At 36.2% G+C, this 18,964-nt stretch carries 17 protein-coding genes and 2 tRNA genes; 12 read left to right on the top strand and 7 right to left on the bottom strand.

Going from position 1 to position 18,964, the window contains the following annotated elements; genetic code table 11:
* Positions 1 to 53: 53 nt before the first annotated feature.
* Positions 54 to 2,135: an LruC domain-containing protein gene (locus tag RM706_RS13720; RefSeq protein WP_311352511.1), complete on the top strand. Its 2,082-nt coding sequence runs from the start codon at positions 54 to 56 to the stop codon at positions 2,133 to 2,135.
* A gap of 67 nt (positions 2,136 to 2,202) precedes the next feature.
* On the opposite strand, the gene rpsT is transcribed toward RM706_RS13720, so the two are convergent.
* From rpsT to proS, 4 genes are all read right to left on the bottom strand, one after another.
* Positions 2,203 to 2,454 carry a 30S ribosomal protein S20 gene (rpsT, locus tag RM706_RS13715; protein ID WP_311352509.1) on the bottom strand — a complete coding sequence of 84 codons (252 nt, stop codon included), beginning with the start codon at positions 2,452 to 2,454 and terminating at the stop codon, positions 2,203 to 2,205.
* Positions 2,455 to 2,516: 62 nt separating this feature from the next.
* Positions 2,517 to 2,588, bottom strand: a tRNA-Glu gene (locus RM706_RS13710).
* A gap of 80 nt (positions 2,589 to 2,668) precedes the next feature.
* Positions 2,669 to 2,740 (bottom strand) — tRNA-Glu (locus RM706_RS13705).
* Positions 2,741 to 2,819: 79 nt separating this feature from the next.
* On the bottom strand, positions 2,820 to 4,295 hold the full coding sequence (proS, locus tag RM706_RS13700) for a proline--tRNA ligase (RefSeq protein ID WP_311352508.1): 1,476 nt from the start codon (positions 4,293 to 4,295) through the stop codon (positions 2,820 to 2,822).
* Positions 4,296 to 4,366: 71 nt separating this feature from the next.
* On the opposite strand from proS, the gene RM706_RS13695 reads away from it, so the two are divergent.
* On the top strand, positions 4,367 to 5,704 hold the full coding sequence (locus tag RM706_RS13695) for a hypothetical protein (protein WP_311352506.1): 1,338 nt from the start codon (positions 4,367 to 4,369) through the stop codon (positions 5,702 to 5,704).
* A gap of 34 nt (positions 5,705 to 5,738) precedes the next feature.
* Positions 5,739 to 7,241 carry an OmpP1/FadL family transporter gene (locus tag RM706_RS13690; protein ID WP_311352504.1) on the top strand — a complete coding sequence of 501 codons (1,503 nt, stop codon included), beginning with the start codon at positions 5,739 to 5,741 and terminating at the stop codon, positions 7,239 to 7,241.
* Between the two features lie 50 nt (positions 7,242 to 7,291).
* Here RM706_RS13690 and RM706_RS13685 read toward each other — a convergent pair whose 3' ends face one another.
* Positions 7,292 to 8,746: a T9SS type B sorting domain-containing protein gene (locus RM706_RS13685; RefSeq protein ID WP_311352502.1), complete on the bottom strand. Its 1,455-nt coding sequence runs from the start codon at positions 8,744 to 8,746 to the stop codon at positions 7,292 to 7,294.
* 109 nt (positions 8,747 to 8,855) lie between these two features.
* The gene (locus RM706_RS13680) at positions 8,856 to 10,655 is read right to left on the bottom strand and encodes a T9SS type B sorting domain-containing protein (RefSeq protein WP_311352500.1); all 1,800 of its coding nucleotides are present in this window, start codon (positions 10,653 to 10,655) and stop codon (positions 8,856 to 8,858) included.
* A 134-nt stretch (positions 10,656 to 10,789) separates the two neighbouring features.
* Between RM706_RS13680 and folE the strand changes: the two genes are divergently transcribed.
* The 8 genes from folE to RM706_RS13640 all read left to right on the top strand — a co-directional run bounded on the left by folE (position 10,790) and on the right by RM706_RS13640 (position 17,149).
* Entirely contained in the window at positions 10,790 to 11,470 is a 681-nt protein-coding gene (gene folE / locus RM706_RS13675) for a GTP cyclohydrolase I FolE (protein WP_311352498.1), read from the top strand.
* Positions 11,470 to 12,951 carry a cysteine--tRNA ligase gene (cysS, locus tag RM706_RS13670; RefSeq protein WP_311352496.1) on the top strand — a complete coding sequence of 494 codons (1,482 nt, stop codon included), beginning with the start codon at positions 11,470 to 11,472 and terminating at the stop codon, positions 12,949 to 12,951. The genes folE and cysS overlap by 1 nt, the downstream gene beginning before the upstream one ends.
* 36 nt (positions 12,952 to 12,987) lie before the next feature.
* Complete coding sequence (gene yidD / locus RM706_RS13665) at positions 12,988 to 13,209, top strand: membrane protein insertion efficiency factor YidD (protein WP_311352494.1); 222 nt, start codon at positions 12,988 to 12,990, stop codon at positions 13,207 to 13,209.
* Between the two features lie 137 nt (positions 13,210 to 13,346).
* Positions 13,347 to 14,309, top strand: coding sequence for a prolipoprotein diacylglyceryl transferase (gene lgt, locus RM706_RS13660; protein WP_311352492.1), 963 nt, complete (start codon positions 13,347 to 13,349; stop codon positions 14,307 to 14,309).
* Positions 14,309 to 14,797 carry a DUF192 domain-containing protein gene (locus RM706_RS13655; RefSeq protein ID WP_311352490.1) on the top strand — a complete coding sequence of 163 codons (489 nt, stop codon included), beginning with the start codon at positions 14,309 to 14,311 and terminating at the stop codon, positions 14,795 to 14,797. Before lgt ends, RM706_RS13655 begins: the two co-directional genes overlap by 1 nt.
* Positions 14,798 to 15,331 (top strand): GNAT family N-acetyltransferase, encoded by a 534-nt coding sequence (locus RM706_RS13650; protein ID WP_311352488.1) that lies wholly within the window; start codon positions 14,798 to 14,800, stop codon positions 15,329 to 15,331.
* A gap of 40 nt (positions 15,332 to 15,371) precedes the next feature.
* Positions 15,372 to 16,610: an ATP-binding cassette domain-containing protein gene (locus RM706_RS13645; RefSeq protein WP_311352486.1), complete on the top strand. Its 1,239-nt coding sequence runs from the start codon at positions 15,372 to 15,374 to the stop codon at positions 16,608 to 16,610.
* Positions 16,611 to 16,612: 2 nt separating this feature from the next.
* The gene (locus tag RM706_RS13640) at positions 16,613 to 17,149 is read left to right on the top strand and encodes a DinB family protein (protein ID WP_311352483.1); all 537 of its coding nucleotides are present in this window, start codon (positions 16,613 to 16,615) and stop codon (positions 17,147 to 17,149) included.
* A gap of 239 nt (positions 17,150 to 17,388) precedes the next feature.
* On the opposite strand, the gene RM706_RS13635 is transcribed toward RM706_RS13640, so the two are convergent.
* Complete coding sequence (locus tag RM706_RS13635; RefSeq protein ID WP_311352482.1) at positions 17,389 to 18,366, bottom strand: hypothetical protein; 978 nt, start codon at positions 18,364 to 18,366, stop codon at positions 17,389 to 17,391.
* Between the two features lie 287 nt (positions 18,367 to 18,653).
* Here RM706_RS13635 and RM706_RS13630 point away from each other — a divergent pair, with 287 nt between their 5' ends.
* Positions 18,654 to 18,953 carry a hypothetical protein gene (locus RM706_RS13630; protein ID WP_311352480.1) on the top strand — a complete coding sequence of 100 codons (300 nt, stop codon included), beginning with the start codon at positions 18,654 to 18,656 and terminating at the stop codon, positions 18,951 to 18,953.
* Positions 18,954 to 18,964: the final 11 nt, after the last annotated feature.

The following is an 18,964-nucleotide window of genomic DNA, read 5'->3' as shown; positions in this document are numbered from 1 at the left end:
AAACCTACTTGATCATCAAAAAATGAAATTTGTTGGTCGTTAAATCGTATGCTATGTTAATTAAGAATGTTTTTAAATCACTTTTTGCCTTTGCACTGTTGTTATCAATACAGTCATGCGTAAAAGATGAACTCACTGAAACTGTAAGTCCGGATGAAGAAAACCTTGTTGAAGAAGAGGAAGAATCATCAATAACAGACATTACTAATTTGCAAATTCCAGAAGGTTTTGAATTTGAAACCTCAGAAACCGTAGCGGTTACTATTACCGATAACTCGCCAAATGCAATTTATACGGTTTATGCCTATAACAACACCCAATATAATATTGAAGAAGTTGATATTGTCAATGATGACGGAGAAGCTGACACTGTGGTAACTTTTGAATCCGATGAACTTAATCAATTGCTTTTTAAGGGTAGACCTGTAAATGGCGTATTAGAACATATTATTATGTCACCCTCTTACTATTCGCAAATATATATTCGCCGTAAAGAAGGTAATTCGTTTACTTCTGAGATAGTCGATATTCAAAATGGCTCTGCTGATTACACTTTTGCCGACACCTCTGGAAAAATGCGAAAAACCGAAATAGCAAGCTTTAAACACAAAATCACACAAAGCAGATTTGAAGCTAAAAATGTAGAGATAGACACCTTATTTGCTGTAAACGGGTCTGGGCAATTATTTTCAATAAATCCACTAAATGGTAGTTTAAAAGAGCTAGCCGCCATGCCAATGGGCAGTTATACTGCAGCTATTGATCATGCCAATATGTATTTATATTCTATTGGAAGAAGTAATGGCTACCCTTTAATGCGTTATGACATGATTAATAACTCATGGACTACAATTGCAAATCTTGGAATGGGAGGGCCTCGTTTGGCGTATAATGAGAATGATGGCTTATTGTATTTTTCAACAAAGGCAAAAGTGCATACTATAGATCCTTCTAACGCCACGGTACTGAATACTTGGAACATCAATAACCTTAATAATACCAACGGAGGCGATTTGGCTTTTTCAGCCGATGGCACCCTATTTTTAAGTAGTTTTGGTGGTCTTTATCGCTTAGATTTAGATAATAACAACGTTTATCAAGCGACTCGTATTAGTGCTGACAATCTACCTTTCAATCCAACATCAATGACCTTTGATTCTAATAATGAACTCTGGTTGGCAGCCAATGGTTCAGATTCTGATTTAATAATTATGGATACCGTAACTGGAGGATGGGAATATGTTTATGGTCCTAACTCTACTTCTGGGGTTAGTCTTGGGCGTACCGTAAATGATTTAACAACTTATACGGTTTCAGAGGATATTGAAGATCCTGATTCAGATGGTGATGGTATTACCGATAGTGATGATGAATATCCCGATGATGCTGAAAAAGCATTCGAAACATTTACTCCCAGTAAATACGGCTGGGGTACTTTGGCATTTGAAGATCTTTGGCCATATTTAGGTGATTATGATTTTAACGATACTGCGGTCAACTACAGATTTGTAGCTATTCAGAATGCCTTTAACGAAGTCGTTCAACTAGATATTTATTTTGAAGTTACTTCTGATGGGGCAGGTTTAACAAATGCCTTGGGTATTGAATTAGAGAGTATTGCTCCAGGACAGATAGAATCAGTGGTAGGCACTGTTTTGACCGAGAATTACATCAACGTTGGCGGTAATGGAACAGAGGAAGGACAAGATAGGGCGGTAATTATTTTATTCGATAACAATGAGACCATGTTAAATATAGCCACTGAAGTCAATGTCAAATTTACCACACCATTGACAACAGCTCAAATCGGTATTGCTCCATTTAATGCATTTTTAATTATCAATAAAGACAGAGGAAGAGAAATTCACCTTCCTAATAGATTAAGAACAGGTTTAGGGGTAAATACTGTAGAGGTCGATGGGGTGAATCAAGATCCTGATGGAAACTATCAGACGGATACGCGTTTACCATGGGCTATAAATATCATGCATAATTTTAAGGTTCCACAAGAACGTGTTCCTGTAAACCAGGCCTACAATTTCTTTAATGATTGGGCAACCTCTGGCGGAAACACGTATCCAGATTGGTATAAAGATAATTCAGGGTATAGAAATGAATCCAAGCTAAAACAATAATACAAGAAAAGCATAAAAAAAGCCCTTCAAATAATGAAGGGCTTTTTTTTTCTATACCAAACCAATTTTACATTGTAGCAACTTTGGTCATCAATTTGCTTTTTAAATTCGCAGCTTTATTAGAATGTATAATGTTGCGTTTAGCCAATTTATCAATCATACTAACTACTGAAGGCAATAAAGTTTCAGCAGCTTTTTTATCTTCTTCACTTCGCAATTTTTTGATTGCATTACGAACAGTCTTATGCTGATATCTATTGCGTAAACGTACTGCTTCGTTTCTTCTTATTCTTTTTAATGCTGACTTATGATTTGCCATTATTCTAATTTAAATTACAAAGTTGGAATTTTTATCCCAACATTTCTATGTTTTACTTTTTGTAGCCCGTAGGGGAATCGAACCCCTGTTACCAGGATGAAAACCTGGCGTCCTAACCCCTAGACGAACGGGCCATGAACTAAATACTCAAAATAATTTGAAGTCTTGAAGTCATCAAAACAACAACTTATTTTCAATATCTAAATGAACTTCGTAGCCCGTAGGGGAATCGAACCCCTGTTACCAGGATGAAAACCTGGCGTCCTAACCCCTAGACGAACGGGCCATAGGGTCGCATAATTTGCGGATGCAAAAATACAACTATTTTTAAGTATTGCAATACCTAAATATTATTTTTTGGTTTACTAATATGCTTTTGCAAAAAGAACTCTAAAAGATGATGGTTTTCCAGTCACCATGCACTTCCCTTCTTCTTCGATAACGTCTATAGGGATACAACGAATAGAGGCCTTTGTTTCCGTTTTAATTTTGTCCTCTGTTTCTATTGTTCCGTCCCAATGTGCCGCTACAAAACCACCTTTTTCTTCAAGCACTTTCTTAAACTCTTCATAAGTCTCCACATTAGTGATATGAGATTGCTGATGGGTCTTTGCTTTGCTATAAATGTTCGTTTGAATATCTTCTAAAAGTGATGTTATCTTTTCAATAATAGCCTCAGCTGCTACCGTTTCTTTCTCCAAGGTATCACGTCTGGCCACTTCAAAAGTATCGTTTTCCAAATCACGTTGTCCAATAGCCAATCGTACAGGCACCCCTTTTAATTCATATTCGTTGAACTTAAACCCCGGCTTGTGCGTATCACGATTGTCAAATTTTACCGAAATTCCTTTTGAACGCAATTCTTTGACCAATGGATTTACTTTTTCAGTAATGGCATTCAATTGTTCCTCCCCTTTATATATCGGTACAATGACCACTTGTATCGGAGCCAGTTTTGGAGGCAATACCAACCCATTATCATCACTATGAGTCATAATCAAAGCACCCATTAATCGTGTCGAAACTCCCCATGAAGTTGCCCAAACATAGTCCTGTTTTCCTTCTTTATTTGCAAACTTTACATCAAACGCCTTAGCAAAATTCTGACCTAAAAAATGCGAGGTTCCGGCCTGTAAAGCTTTACCGTCTTGCATAAGCGCTTCAATACAATATGTTTCTACCGCGCCGGCAAATCGCTCGCTTTCCGTTTTTGTTCCTTTTATCACCGGTACTGCCATATGATTTTCAGCAAAATCAGCATACAAATGCATAATCATATCTGCTTCTTCAACAGCTTCTTTTTCCGTTGCATGTGCCGTATGGCCCTCTTGCCATAAAAACTCCGCAGTTCGCAAGAACAAACGTGTACGCATCTCCCAACGCACTACATTCGCCCATTGATTTATTAAAAGGGGAAGGTCACGATATGATTGAATCCATTTTCTATAAGTATCCCAAATGATGGTTTCTGAAGTAGGTCTTACAATAAGTTCTTCTTCTAATTTGGCATCCTCATCAACAACGATTCCACTTCCGTCTTCTGCATTTTTAAGTCGATAATGGGTTACAACAGCGCACTCTTTTGCAAAGCCTTCAACATGGCTTGCTTCTTTGCTTAAGTATGATTTAGGGATGAATAAGGGAAAGTATGCATTTTCATGCCCAGTTTCCTTGAACATTTTGTCCAATCCAGCTTGCATTTTCTCCCATATGGCAAAACCGTAAGGTTTGATAACCATACAACCCCGTACTCCAGAGTTTTCGGCTAAATCTGCCTTAACAACAAGTTCGTTATACCATTTGGAGTAATCTTCTTCCCTGCTCGTCAATTTTTTTCCCATTAAAAGTAGTTTGGCACAAAACTTGTGACTTGATTAACAAAAATAGTGCGGTAAAACTAACTATTTTTACTATGTTCAACAATAAAAATAAAAACATGCAGCATTCTCTACCCCGCCAAAAATTTCAGTATGTCGCCATATTACCCTTAATCGCGATTTTACTCGCATCATGTGGGTCATATCAACAAGCTTCTTATTATGATGATGATGGAATCTATTCCAATGGAAATCAAACGGTTTCTGTTGAAAAAAAATCAGCTGAGGCAGTCAAAAACCAAAAGCTTGAAAGTGATATTTATGGAGATTATTTTGGAGAACAGGCCAATCAATATAATGAAATACTAGACTCTGAAATATTTACCGATGTAGATGGATACTATAGTGGTGCTCAAAATGATTCTATCCCTTTAGGAGAACAAACAGATTATTTTGCTTACAATAACAATTATGAGGGCAATCCTGGGTGGGGTGACAATCCTACTAATTTAAGCATTAATGTTTACGGTAACAATTGGGGGTGGAATGATCCTTGGCTATGGGGCGGCGGCCTTGGCTGGGGATGGGGCTGGAACAATTGGGGTTGGGGTTGGAATAACCCGTGGAGATGGAATCGCTTTGGCTGGGGCGGTGGCTTTGGTTGGAATGCAGGTTTTGGTTGGGGCTATGCAGGTTACGGCTGGAATAATTGGGGCTGGGGAGGCTACGGTTGGAACAGGCCTTTTTATGGAGGATATTATAATAGAAATGTAGCTTTTAACAGAACTAGGAGAGCTTCTACAAGAAATACCTTTGCCTCAAGTGCCTTAAGAGGCAGATCAAACTTACTTAATGATTCTAGGGGCACTACATCAAGATTGCGCTCTAATAGTGGACGATCAAATGTAGGGCGGTCTAATGCGGTATCTCGCAGTGCTTCAACAAGAAGTTCTAGAACATACAGCGGAAGAACAAATACTGGAAGATCAATAAGTGCTGATGCAATTGCTAGAAATCGAAGCTATCGCACCAGCAGAAGTACGCGAGCAGTGCCAAACTATAACCGCTCTGCGAGAAGTGGTCAAACTTATCGCAACACTAGTCCTAGAACAAGTGGTTATAGAAGCGGCACTTCTACGAATAGAAGCTCAGGTTACGGAAGTTCAAGAAGCTATCAATCTTCTACACGCACCGCACCAAGAAGCAACAACTACAGCAGGTCTTCTGGAAGAAGTTCGGGCTATAGAAGTTCTGGCACAAGATCTTCGGGCAGAAGTTCAGGATACCGGAGCTCAGGGAGTAGAAGCTCAAGAAGTAGTGGAAGTTTTAGGAGTTCTGGTGGCAGCTCTCGAAGTTCAGGTGGTGTAAGGAGCTCTGGTGGCCGTTCGAGCAGTAGGTCTTCAGGTGGACGAAGCAGCGGACGACGAAACTAAATCCAAATTAATTTGCAATCTTAAAGAATACAAAATGAGAAGTATATTAACTTTCATAGTGGGTATGGTATGTGTTTTTGCCAGCGCACAGAATATTAATGATGTTGTAAGGTACGGCACGGAAAATCTTCAAGGCACTGCAAGATTTCAAGCCATGTCAGGAGCTTTTGGAGCCCTAGGAGGAGATTTATCATCTCTCAATATTAATCCAGCGGGTTCTGCAGTTTTTAATTACAGCCAGTTTACTGTAAGTGGTTCTAATTACAATAGAAATAATGATGCCACATACGGTAACAGCATTCAAAATGCAGATTTAAATTCTCTTGAGTTTAATCAAGCTGGCGGGGTATTTGTATTTAAATCACCAAATTCGCCATGGAAGAAAATAGCGTTGGGGCTTAACTATGATCTAGTTGAAAATTTTGATAATGAGATTTCCGCCTCTGGTAATACAAATCAAGGTATTGACAATTACTTTCTCAATTTTGCACAAGGTATTCCTTTTGGGAACTTACTTCTGGGGCAAAACGAGTTTTTGGAAGAAGCTTATCTGAGAATCGGAGCGCAGCAGGGATTTGCGGACCAACAGGCCTTCTTAGGATATTTTGGAGGAGTTATAAATCCAGTAGACGAAACCAATCAAGCTGGAACAAGCTACATCTCCAATGCCGAGTATTCAAGTGTCAATCAACAATTTCGTCAATCGACAAATGGTTACAATAGTAAGTTTACCGCCAATTTAGCTGGACAGTATCAAAACAATCTTTATTTAGGTGCATCTTTAAATTTTCACAGTGTTTTTTATGATAAGGTTACTTTTTTTGATGAAACTGGTTATGACGCGGGCTCACCCATTCAACGAACAACATTTGATAATTTTTTACATACACAGGGTACCGGATTTTCATTTAGCCTTGGCGGAATAGCAAGATTAAATGATAACATTAGAATTGGTGGTAGCTATCAATCGCCTACTTGGTATTACTTAACCGATGACACCTCTCAAAGAATCAACTCCGATTTGGCTGATGACGATATTAACTTTATTGATTTTAATATTGTCAACCTATTTGAAGAATATCGTATCAAAATACCATCTAAACTAACGGGTAGTGTGGCAGTAATATTCGGAAAAGACGGTTTATTAAGTTTTGATTATGGCTATCAAGATATGTCGCAAGCGGAGCTAAGGCCCAATTCTGATCCAAGTTTTTCAGCAGAGAATGATTTTATAGCTAATGAGTTGGGTGCTGTGAGCACGTATAGAATCGGTGGTGAATACCGAATTGAAAAAGTAAGTTTAAGAGGTGGTTACCGTTTTGAAGAAAGCCCCTATGAAACTGAGGGTATCATTGGCGATTTAGAAGGTTACTCTGCGGGTATTGGTTACGATTTTGGTGGAAGTAAATTAGATTTAGCAGTAAACAGAACCGAACAAGAGGTTAATGAGTTATTATTTGATAGCGGAATTTCTAATTCAGCTTTAGTTGATAAAGTAAATACCAATATCACCTTATCGTATACCTTAAAATTCTAGAAAAAACTAAAAAAATGATTTCTAAAGGCCAACAATAAGTTGGTCTTTTTTTATCTTACTAAAGAGAAATGATTTCTGACAGTGGTAGCAACTATTGCTGTTTGTTGATCACGTTCATAATCAATTCTGAACCAGTAATCTGAAGAGGGTAGGTCAGTACCATTAAAAGTTCCGTCCCAACCACCCAAGGTAGTTCCATCCAACTGTTTGATGAACTTTCCGTAACGGTCAAAAATAAAGATTGCGGGGTTTATTAATTGATCTATTCCTAAAACGTTCCAATTATCATGAATTCCATCACCATTAGGCGTGAAGAATTTTGGATATCCTACAACTACAAATTCAATCGGTTCTGAAGCACCACAGCCGTTCTTGTCATTAATGACCACTGTGTTAATACCTGGAGGTACATCTAGAAAAATAGGGTCATCTTGAAATTCGCCATCATTTATGGCATATTCATAATCTCCATCACCGTCTACCACAATTTCTACGTTATAGGTATCTGGGTCATCAGATACAATTAAATCATCAATAATGACAACTTCTTGTAATACTGGTACACCAAAAAAGGTAATAAGAATATCATCTGAAATTATTTCTCCAAAGGTAGTCTCAATGGAAACAAAGTATCGACCTGAATTAGGACTTGTAACTGTCAATTCTATCTCGCCGGCACCTGTAGCCAATACTGTATCTATCGTACCGTCATCATCTGTATCAACAGACCAGGTGATATTGGTAATATTAGGTCCCGCAGGTGAATTTAAAGCACTTAAAACGATATCTGGGTCATCTTCACAGGCAATGATATCAAACCCTAAAAATTCATCACGTAAAGTACAGTCCAAGGCGGTGTCTTGATTTGCATTAACTGAGTTACCAGTAAATGTCAATTCAAAAGATTCTGCATTGCCATCAAAATTTGTGTTGAAGTTATTGATAAGTAAGTAATATATCTCTCCTGCTATCACATCAATAAACTCGTCATACGTATTTTGACTTCCAGTTACATTTGGTGCGCCCAATTGTCCATTCTCAGGATTTGTACCAAGACCAGTGAAATTTGTATCATTCACCTCATAGTTACATCGTATAGGCTGTGCAGATCCATTACTGATATCAGCACAAAAGTTATCACCAATAGTTTGGTCAAATGGTCCATATAAGGCAAAATCCCATTCAGAAGTCACAACTCCGCCAGGAACCACAGGAAGCGCTTCGATATCAAAACCAATTTGGCCATCGGTACCAGCTCTAAACACATACCAAGAAGTATTGTTTTCAATGTTAGCCGAGGCTACGCTCCCTTTCTCTAGACAGCCAGTTTGCCGTATGACATCTGGATCAAAATCGTCAATATCACCACCTCCGTCCGCTATTCCCATTATTGGGGCATCGGCACATACGGGTATTGCTGTTCTACAATCAGGGGAGTTCTGCGCTTTTAAACTAAAAACGGCACAAAAAAGAAAAAAACTGATAGCACAAAATAGTGTTCGCATAGAATTTGGGGCTATTCTTACGTGTATATAACTTAAGGAATACCCTGTTTAGTATAAAGTGCATAAAAGATCGATGAAATACACAAAATAATTTGGCAAACAACTTAGGTCATCGTCGTAGCGAAAAGTGATTTTTCAAGAACTTAGCTTTTACCCTATTACCGTTACCATCAATAAAAGAGAGCTGAAACCAGTAATCTGAACCAGGCAATTGCTCGCCATTTTGTGTGCCATTCCAGTCTGGGTTATCCTTATTTAAAACATGCAATGGTTTTCCATAACGGTCAAAAATGGAAACAATGGGCTCATTCAGGTGCTCTATTCCCATAATATGCCAATAATCATTTATACCATCACCATTTGGAGAAAAGTAGGGTAAATACCCTATCACCGCAATTTCTTCTCCATCAACTCCACATCCACTCAAATCACGCATATAAACCGTATGATTTCCTGGTAATATACCTTCAAAAATTGCACTGCTTTGAAATTCACCATCATCAATGCGATATTCAAAATCTCCATCTAAATTAGTAACCACTGTTACTGTATTGCTAAATCCATACTCACCTACTTGTACATCTGAAATTTCAGGAAGTTGTGTTCTAATGACCGTAAACGTTCTAGTTCTAACGCAAAAAACATTATCTAAGGATGTAGTAGCAGTCAAAACGTAAGTTGCCGGTTCTGAAACTGTAATATTTGGAGTAGTTTCACCGGTATCCCATAAATATTGATAATTGTCATTCAAAATAGTCTCCCCAATAGTAATGCTCATTAGGTCATCACATAAATACCTTTCTTGATTTTCGCCGAGTATTGGTGACGCAATAGTATTAAGTTCAAAACGCTCTGAAGCATCAAAACAGTTCAGGTTCTGAATTGATGAAACTCTAACGTAAATGGTTTGCACCCCTTGAGCAGTGACATATTGTTTGGAAAGTTCATTAATGCCCATTTCAGCATCCAACTGAGATAAGTAATATCCAACTATATAATTACTAGGGTCTTGACCCCCCAAAGCTTCGACGTCTTTAACACTAAGGTCAAATCCTATTTCATTTTCACATGTGATTTCATCAGCAATAACATTTGTTGTCGGCGGAGGTAAAAAAGCTACTTGAACTTCACTTATGATTTGTTCATCAGTTGTAATTACTAAAACTCGATACATTGCACTTTGTATGGGCTGAAACATAGCATCTGTCTCCCCTATTATCTCTTGGTAACCATTTCCAATATCTTGGTACCAAACATAACTCAAGGCATTAATAGTCGTTGCATCTAAAAGCACTGTTTCGTTTGAACAAGCAGCTACCGGTGGGCCCAACAAATTATTTACGATTGAGCAGTCTAAGGCATCATATGGATTAGTATTGAAAATTTCTCCAGAAAACTGAATGGAAAATCCTGAATTTGCATCACTAAAATTATTGATCAAAAGATAATAATCTTGACCTGGTTGTACCATTAACCAATCCGTGTATTGTAATGTATCCGTATCGCCAGAAGGATCTTCCCCTACACCGATAAAAGTATTTTCATCTCGATTATCAAAAAAATTACAGCGGACAGGCTCGCCCAAACTATTACAATCATTGGCTTGATAAAGCGCAAAATCCCAATCCTCTGAAGCATCATGCCCTATATTAAAACCCAATTGTCCAGATGCATTTGTTCTAAATCGATACCATGCCGAATTTGATTCTATCGCTCCAGTGTTGGTTTGCTCCAAACATCCGCTAGAAGCAGCTCCATTAAAATCATCAGAACCATAGCCATTTGTACCACCATTTACTGGGGTATTATAACATATGGGGATTGCATTGGTACATTCAGGTGAAACTTGTCCCCAAACTATAGCTTGGACAGTAGAGAAAAAAAGAAAAAATAGAACGTGCCTGTACATAAGTACTTGTTAATTCGGGTATTGCAAAAATAAAAGCAACTATCCCTTAACAATAATTTATGTTGTCAAACCCAGTATTTCAGATGTTAAATAAACCATTAATGTATATCTTTGCTGTCTTTATCAAATGTGAAATGAAATTAGAGCAAACTTTGGAAGAACAATATGAAGAACGGGGCGATGGGCATGTTGGATCATCCCAAGACACCCCTATGAGGATTGATGCATTTGGGTTAAGTGATTCCGAAAAAATAGAACGCATTCAAGAAAACGTTAGGGAGATTATGCTGACCTTAGGGCTTGACTTAGATGATGACAGCTTAAAAGGTACTCCAAAAAGAGTCGCCAAAATGTACGTAAATGAAATTTTTGGAGGGCTCCATCCAAAGCGAAAACCTAAGTCATCTACTTTTGACAATAAGTATAAGTATGGTGAAATGTTAGTGGAAAAGAACATTACTTTATATTCCACTTGCGAACATCATTTACTACCTATTGTTGGAAAAGCCCATGTCGCATACATCTCTAATGGTACTGTAGTAGGCTTATCAAAAATGAATCGTATTGTTGACTATTTTGCTAAAAGACCTCAGGTACAGGAACGTTTAAACATTCAAATTGTAAAAGAATTGCAACAGGTGCTTGGGACGGAAGATGTGGCCTGTGTTATCGACGCTAAGCATCTTTGCGTCAACTCAAGAGGTATCCGCGATATCGAGAGTAGTACCATTACCGCAGAGTATGGTGGTAAATTCAAAGAAGAAAAAGTAAGACGCGAATTCTTAGATTATATCAATCTTGATACCGAATTTTAATGCAATTATTTAAAAGCCAAGTCTTAAAAGTATCCAACTCTCTTTCTGGGAAAAAAGAAATTTTCAAACCTGTAAAAGAAGGTTACGTGGGCATGTATGTTTGTGGCCCAACAGTTTATAGCAATGTGCATTTAGGTAATTGCAGAACTTTCATGTCATTCGACATGATTTTTAGGTACTTCAAGCATTTAGGTTTTAAAGTAAGATATGTTCGAAATATTACTGATGCAGGTCATTTAGAAAATGATGCTGATGATGGTGAGGATAAGATTGCAAAAAAAGCAAAGTTAGAACAGATCGAACCTATGGAAGTGGTTCAACGCTACACGGTTGATTTTCATGAAACCCTACAAAAATTCAACTTGCTTCCGCCAAGTATAGAACCCACGGCTACCGGTCACATCATTGAGCAAATTGAAATTATCAAAGAAATTTTGAGCAAAGGTATTGCTTATGAAATCAATGGTTCCGTCTATTTTGATGTCATTAAATTCAACGAGACTAATGATTATGGCAAGTTAAGTGGCCGAAAATTGGAAGATATGATTGCCAATACTAGAGCACTTGCATCCCAAGATGAGAAAAGAAATCCTCAAGATTTTGCCCTTTGGAAAAAAGCAGAACCACAACATATTATGAGATGGCCTTCGCCATGGGGTGATGGTTTCCCAGGTTGGCATTTAGAATGTACCGCAATGAGCATTAAATATTTGGGCGAAAACTTTGATATTCATGGTGGCGGAATGGATTTAAAATTTCCACACCATGAATGTGAAATTGCTCAAGCCGAAGCATGCAATGGAAGTTCCCCAGTAAATTATTGGTTACATGCCAATATGCTGACCTTGAATGGCAAGAAAATGTCAAAATCTACGGACAATAATATTTTCCCAAATGAAATTTTTAGCGGTGAAAACAATATTTTGAGTAAGGCATTTAATCCTTCTGTAGTTCGCTTTTTTATGATGCAGGCTCATTATACGAGTATTCTTGATTTAAGCAATGATGCGTTGTTGGCTTCAGAGAAAGGATATTTTCGTTTAATGGACGGTCTAAATTCATTGGAAGGACTTGACACTGCCACTAACAGTAGTTTTGATGTCTCAGTCTGGCAACAGAATTGTTATGATGCCATGAACGATGATTTTAATACCCCAATTCTAATAGCTAATCTTTTTGAAGGGGTCAAACATATCAACCTGATTAAAGAAGGTAAGGAAAGTATTACAGCAAATGATAAGGTGCTTTTTCAAAAAACCTTGCATAGTTTTATTTATGATGTTTTAGGGCTTGAAAACCAAAGTGCTACCGAAGGAGGTTCTGATACCCTTGCAGGGGTAGTAGAACTATTGATTGAGCTTCGCAACAATGCCCGTGCAAATAAAGACTTTACAACCTCTGATAAAATTCGTGATGAATTGTTAGCTCTAGGGGTACAGCTTAAAGATGGAAAAGAGGGAACTAGTTTTAGCTTAAATTAAATATCTCAAAGGCGCCTAAAGAAATAATCAATTAAAGTGAAAAAAATATTGATAGCCCCTTTTGTTTTCTTGGTTAGGGCCTACCAGCTTTTGATTTCTCCGTATACCCCGGCCACCTGTCGTTATTCCCCTACTTGTTCGGCCTATACCTTAGAAGCTTTAAAAAAGCATGGGCTCTTTAAAGGAGGTTGGCTATCTCTGAAACGCATTTTTAGCTGTCATCCATGGGGCGGTAAAGGCTATGATCCTGTTCCTTGACAAAATACATGTTCAAGGTCAAATTCAAACATCGAATATCATTCACCCAACCTTTGTGCAAACAATCTCTAATCTAACTTCTAAAAAGCGAAGTGGTCTACCATCTAATTATTTATCTTAGCCCAAAAACAATTCATATGTACTTTTTAGGTTTTAATTGGAATCCTGATGACATTCTTTTCAAAATTGGTTTTATTCAAATAAAATACTACAACTTATTGTGGATCCTTGCTTTTGTGGCGGGTTGGTACATTATGAAACAGATTTTTAAAAAGGAAAACAAACCCATGGAAATGCTTGATTCCCTTTTTGTTTACGCAGTAGTTTCCATAATGTTGGGCGCACGTTTGGGCCATGTTTTCTTTTATGACTGGGATTATTATAAAAACCACTTATTGGAAATTTTATTACCAATAAGAGAGCGTACCGACAGTACTCTTTTGGGTTTTATAAATGGTTATGAATTTACTGGTTTTACTGGACTTGCAAGCCATGGTGCCACAATTGCCGCTTTCATTGCGCTTTATCTTTTTTCAAGAAAATATAAAGACATGAAATTTCTATGGTTGCTTGATAGAGTTGCTGTGGTCAGTACCATAGGTTGCGCTTTTGTACGACTGGGAAATTTTTTCAATTCTGAAATTAATGGCAAAATAGTTGATAAATCTTTTGCATTAGCAACCCGATTTATTCGTGATTCTGATGATATGCCAAGCTATAAGGCCATGCAATTGACTAAAGAAAAAACTGCAAGTGCCGCCTATAAAGCAATTGAGACTAAATCTGAATTTGCACAAATTCTGGAAAGCATTCCTTATCGTCATCCTGCCCAGTTATATGAAGCAGTTTTATATCTCGTATTATTCGGTCTAATGTGGTTCGTGTATTGGAAAACAGATAAGGCTCAAAAATCAGGATTCCTTTTTGGACTTTTTATGATTGGCCTTTGGACCGCTCGTTTTATAGTGGAATACTATAAAAAAAGCCAGGGAGGTTTTGAGGAAACCTGGGGTACTTTTACTACTGGGCAATGGTTGAGTATTCCTATGATTTTGGTTGGGCTTTATTTCATGTTCAGGCCTGCTAAAACGATGAAATAATGAAAAAAGTTATTGTTTTCATCTTTAGTTTATGGCTCTTTGTAAACTTTTTCGGATGCAAGGAAACTTCTAAAACAGAAATTAAGACTGAAACTATTTCTTTTCAAAAAGAAGGAGAACTTCAAATTTTCAAATCAGTCAATGATTCACTTTTAGTGAATTTGGATGTAGAATTTGCCAAATCAGATTATGAAACCCAAACTGGATTGATGTATCGTGAGTCCATGGAAATAAAACAGGGAATGTTATTTATTTTCCCAGAAACATCAGTACATTCATTTTATATGAAGAATACCCAAATACCATTGGATATTATCTTCATCAACGAAAAATTAGAAATAGCCAGCTTTCAAAAAAATACGCGCCCTTTTGATGAGAAGGGACTTTCATCTCAAGTGCCTATTAAATATGTTCTTGAAATCAATGCGGGCCTTGTTGAAAAATGGTCGCTTGAAGTTGGTGACCGTATCAAATATTCTGAAAATTAAATGATTCCTTATTTACTTGAAGGTCAAAAAAGTGAACGATTATCCTTTCGAAAAATAGCTACTACTGATTTTGAAGCATGGTTTCCATTTTACCAAAATCCCAATTCAACAAAATATTGGGAAGGCCTTCCCAAAAACCCTCAAGTGGCTTGTAAAGAACAATTCGACCGTATTTTTGAGCGCTATAAAAAGGGATTGGGAGGTATGAATGCTTTAATTTCTATGGAAACGGGCAATTTAGTCGGTATTTGCGGGCTTCTTGTACAAACTGTTGACGAAATACAAGAATTGGAAATCGGGTATTCCATACTACCCGAACATTGGTTAAAAGGTTATGCTTTTGAAGCTGCACAAAAATGTAAAAAAATTGCTTTTGAAGAGCAATTTTCTGATTCCCTAATTTCGATAATTCATATTGACAATGTTCCTTCTCAAAAAGTTGCCTTGAAAAATGGTATGCATTTGGATAAAAGCACTTTTTACAAAAATAACCCTGTGCATATTTATAGAGTAAATGCCACTCAAAGCAAATGAACCAACCGGTTTAATAGCTAAATTTGGGTAAACCAGTATTTTGAAACACTTCGCTATTCTTGTTGAAAATGAATCTAGCCTACAAACACTTATTACTAGTATTTATGAAGGAAGTTATAAATACTTTGAATCATTAAAAGATAAAAAGGGAGGTATTTTTTCTGCTGAGGAATTAGAGCATTTTATTGACAGAGAAGAACGCCACGAAATTAAAACCCTTACAAGCAATCGTAATCAATCACTTCTGTCAATGAGTAGCGGTGAGCGAAAAAAAGCACTCCTAAAACATATTTTATCAAAAAGTCCCGAATATTTGATAGTGGTCAATCCATTTGATAATCTAGATATTGAAAGTCAAGCTGATTTAAAAACAAGATTGGAAGTAATCTCTGAAAAAATCCATTTAATTCAATTAGTTAGTCGACTTGAAGATATACTTATGTTTACAAGTGATTTTTTTACTTATAGTAAGGGAGAACTACACTATTTTCAAAACAGAGAATTATTTTGGAAAGTTCATGAAAAAAGCAAAAATAACTTAAGTAACGCCATTCCAGCACCAATACGAGCCAGTAATTTCTTTAATACCGAACTAGTAAGATTTCAAGGTGTATCCGTAAGTTTTGACGGAAAACAAATATTAAAAAATATTGATTGGACCATAAATAAAGGAGAGTTTTGGCAACTCATTGGTCCTAATGGAAGTGGTAAATCTACGCTTTTGAATATGATTACCGGTGACAGCCATAAAGGATATGGACAAAATTTAACACTTTTAGGAAATAAAAAAGGAAGTGGTGAAAGTGTTTGGGATATTAAAAAACATATTGGTTACTTTACCCCTTCCATGACCGATAAATTCAAAGGTCGACATACGCTGGAAAACATGCTTGTTGCTGGGTTACATGATTCGGTAGGGTTATATATTAAACCAACAGATAATGAAAAACAGCTTGCCTTAAAATGGTTAGCGCTAATTGGGTTGGACAAAAAAAAAGAGGTTTACTTTCATCAACTCTCCATGGGCCAAAAAAGGTTGCTCATGGTTGCGCGAGCAATGATAAAGCATCCTATTTTGTTAATATTGGATGAGCCTACGGTGGGACTAGACGATTCAAACACCGGTTTATTTTTAGCACTTGTAAATAAAATTGTTAATGAAACCGAGTCAGCTATTATATATGTTTCGCACAGGGCTGAAGCTGGACTAAATCCTCAATTTATTTACAAACTTAGCATCACAGAAAATGGCTCTACAGGTAAAATAGTATACATTTAATCATGGATAAACTAGAAATCAAAGCATTAATCTTGACTAATCATCAAGCTTTTCTATCAAAATTGGATGAACTTTCTGATATTGATTTTATGAAGAGTACCAATGGAAAATGGACGGCAGGGCAGCAATTGGAGCATATTCTAAAGTCAACAAAACCTGTTGCTCGAGCTTTTGAGATTCCTAAATCTGTATTAAAAGACAAGTTTGGTCTTGCAAGTAAACCAAGTCGCGATTACAAAAAAATCGTTGCTGATTATTTGGAAACATTAAGACAGAACCCAGATTACAAACTTGAAGAAAGATTTTCTCCTGAAGAAGTGGACTTAGAACAAAAAAATGAAAAACTGAAAGCTTTAAAAGAAGTCATTGAAAAGTTAACTGTGGGCATTGAAAACTTCACAGAACCTGAACTTGATATATACATACTGCCCCATCCTGTTATGGGAAAATTCACACTAAGAGAAGTACTTTACTTCGTTGCATATCATGTAACACACCATGATAAACAGATTTTGCAAAACTTAAGACATGAAAATTAAGATAGTACCTACCTATATTTCATCCTCTTCAAAATTTTGTTCTCAAAACTAATCATATTGAGGGTAAAACTCTATCAAAAAAACAAAACCACCTTAATAAAGGTGGTTTGAATATTTTTGAGCTTGTTAGCTAAAAAATTAACCTGTGTACTCCTCTTCTTCAATTAATGAATGATTCAAAGAATAATTAAAATGTGTGTTCATAAGCTCTTTTTTTAGTTAACGTTGTAAATATAGTATTATTTTCTTAAATCACGGAAAATCAACCTAGTCCCTTGGTTTTTAAACATGATACCCTCATATTCATACGTTTTAACGTAAGAGTCGCCTACTTCTCTGATAGGTTTAGTATCAAATTTGTTTAATGTTCCATTTTCATAAAACTTCACCTCAAGTTCTTTAGGGTGGGTAACTTCTAAAGTATAATTCTTAAAAATATGAGAGCAATTATGCGACTTTGTATTCTCAACCAAAAGAGAATATTTCTTGACCTCTTCTTTTTCTATAACATATCTATTTTTACCATTTAAAAATCTATTGTGTATAACCAATATTTTCTTTCCTTTGTAGCTTTTGTCGATTGTTAATTCAGGATTTTTAGGATTTAATTCTTTTTTATTAACTCTAAATGAAAGCATTTTATAGTCAGAAATTGTATCCTTATAATTCTCTTTTTCAAAAATAGTCGAAGATTTATACTCTACTTTATCAGTAGTTTTACTGACCAATGAGAAAGATTCTCTTTCTTTTAAGTTAATATAATTCAAATCCTGTTCATCAAATGAAATATCGACCTTGTAAACATAATTCTCATAATACTTGGTAGAGTCGATAGGTATGTAGTTTTCTACATTGTCTTCTATAATATCACATAAATCAGGAAAATATTTCTCATACATAGCTTTTGAGGTGGTGTGCCATAACTCCCTAATATCCTTCCTATTTTCTAAATGCTCTGAACAATAGATAATATTACGTAATTGTTTATTAAAAATATTTGAGAATTGTTTGGACTTGACCAATGTTAAAAAAACCATGCTCGTAATAATAGTAGTTCCAGAAGCGTAGAGGCCTTTTGAAAGGTATACAATTGATTCCGCCCAAGATGTAAACGAGACTATAATCAAAATTATACCAATAATAATTAAAGGTATCCAAGAATAAGTTTTCAGAACTTCTTTATTCTCGTCTGAAATGGTTTGAAAAAAATTTGACATGAACTAGTTGGTTTTAAAGCCCTTAAAAATAAGTTAATTTAGTGTAAACAAACAAAATTACTGTTCATCGATAAAATCGCACCATTCACATATTTTTTTAATAAAAGAATCAATAAATTACAGTGTTCCCAATAATAATAAAAATGTTAAAAATCTTACATTTTAACCCTTTTCATTGTGCAAAAACCATTGTTTTAACAAGGAAAATGCATATCGACATAAATTTTAATAAAAATGCTTGAACTATATATCAATGCAAAAATTAGCTTAATAAAAATTACAATAATATGGTCCGAAATGAAGTAATAACAAACTACGATGAAATTGTTACCCTTGCCAATCTAGAACGAAAAGGCAAGACCACTCCCTATGCTTCTGCAAATGGTTATATGTTTTCATTAATAAATAAAGATGATGAAATGGGTATTCGCCTCTCTAAAGAAGACACTAGAGAATTTGAAAAGTACGGTGCTTTACCTTTTAAGTCACATGGTGCTATAATGAGGGAGTATGTATTGATACATACTCCCTATTACAAGATAAGGCCAAATTGGTTGAATACCTTAAAAAGGGATATGAATATGTAATGAGTTTGCCT

The sequence above is a fragment of the Croceitalea rosinachiae genome, assembly GCF_031846445.1.
Lineage (GTDB): Bacteria > Bacteroidota > Bacteroidia > Flavobacteriales > Flavobacteriaceae > Croceitalea > Croceitalea rosinachiae.
The sequence above is the reverse complement of the archived record's forward strand: the minus strand, read 5'-3'. Positions and strand labels throughout refer to the sequence as shown.

Coding starts and splice junctions, on each gene's coding strand:
- cysS (WP_311352496.1), top strand. CDS start 11,470: ATGCAATTATTTAAAAGCCAAGTCTTAAAAGTATCCAACTCTCTTTCT.
- RM706_RS13650 (WP_311352488.1), top strand. CDS start 14,798: ATGATTCCTTATTTACTTGAAGGTCAAAAAAGTGAACGATTATCCTTT.
- RM706_RS13680 (WP_311352500.1), bottom strand. CDS start 10,655: ATGTACAGGCACGTTCTATTTTTTCTTTTTTTCTCTACTGTCCAAGCT.
- RM706_RS13685 (WP_311352502.1), bottom strand. CDS start 8,746: ATGCGAACACTATTTTGTGCTATCAGTTTTTTTCTTTTTTGTGCCGTT.
- RM706_RS13640 (WP_311352483.1), top strand. CDS start 16,613: ATGGATAAACTAGAAATCAAAGCATTAATCTTGACTAATCATCAAGCT.
- lgt (WP_311352492.1), top strand. CDS start 13,347: ATGTACTTTTTAGGTTTTAATTGGAATCCTGATGACATTCTTTTCAAA.
- RM706_RS13695 (WP_311352506.1), top strand. CDS start 4,367: ATGTTCAACAATAAAAATAAAAACATGCAGCATTCTCTACCCCGCCAA.
- RM706_RS13655 (WP_311352490.1), top strand. CDS start 14,309: ATGAAAAAAGTTATTGTTTTCATCTTTAGTTTATGGCTCTTTGTAAAC.
- folE (WP_311352498.1), top strand. CDS start 10,790: ATGAAATTAGAGCAAACTTTGGAAGAACAATATGAAGAACGGGGCGAT.
- RM706_RS13720 (WP_311352511.1), top strand. CDS start 54: ATGTTAATTAAGAATGTTTTTAAATCACTTTTTGCCTTTGCACTGTTG.
- rpsT (WP_311352509.1), bottom strand. CDS start 2,454: ATGGCAAATCATAAGTCAGCATTAAAAAGAATAAGAAGAAACGAAGCA.
- RM706_RS13635 (WP_311352482.1), bottom strand. CDS start 18,366: ATGTCAAATTTTTTTCAAACCATTTCAGACGAGAATAAAGAAGTTCTG.
- RM706_RS13690 (WP_311352504.1), top strand. CDS start 5,739: ATGAGAAGTATATTAACTTTCATAGTGGGTATGGTATGTGTTTTTGCC.
- proS (WP_311352508.1), bottom strand. CDS start 4,295: ATGGGAAAAAAATTGACGAGCAGGGAAGAAGATTACTCCAAATGGTAT.
- RM706_RS13630 (WP_311352480.1), top strand. CDS start 18,654: ATGGTCCGAAATGAAGTAATAACAAACTACGATGAAATTGTTACCCTT.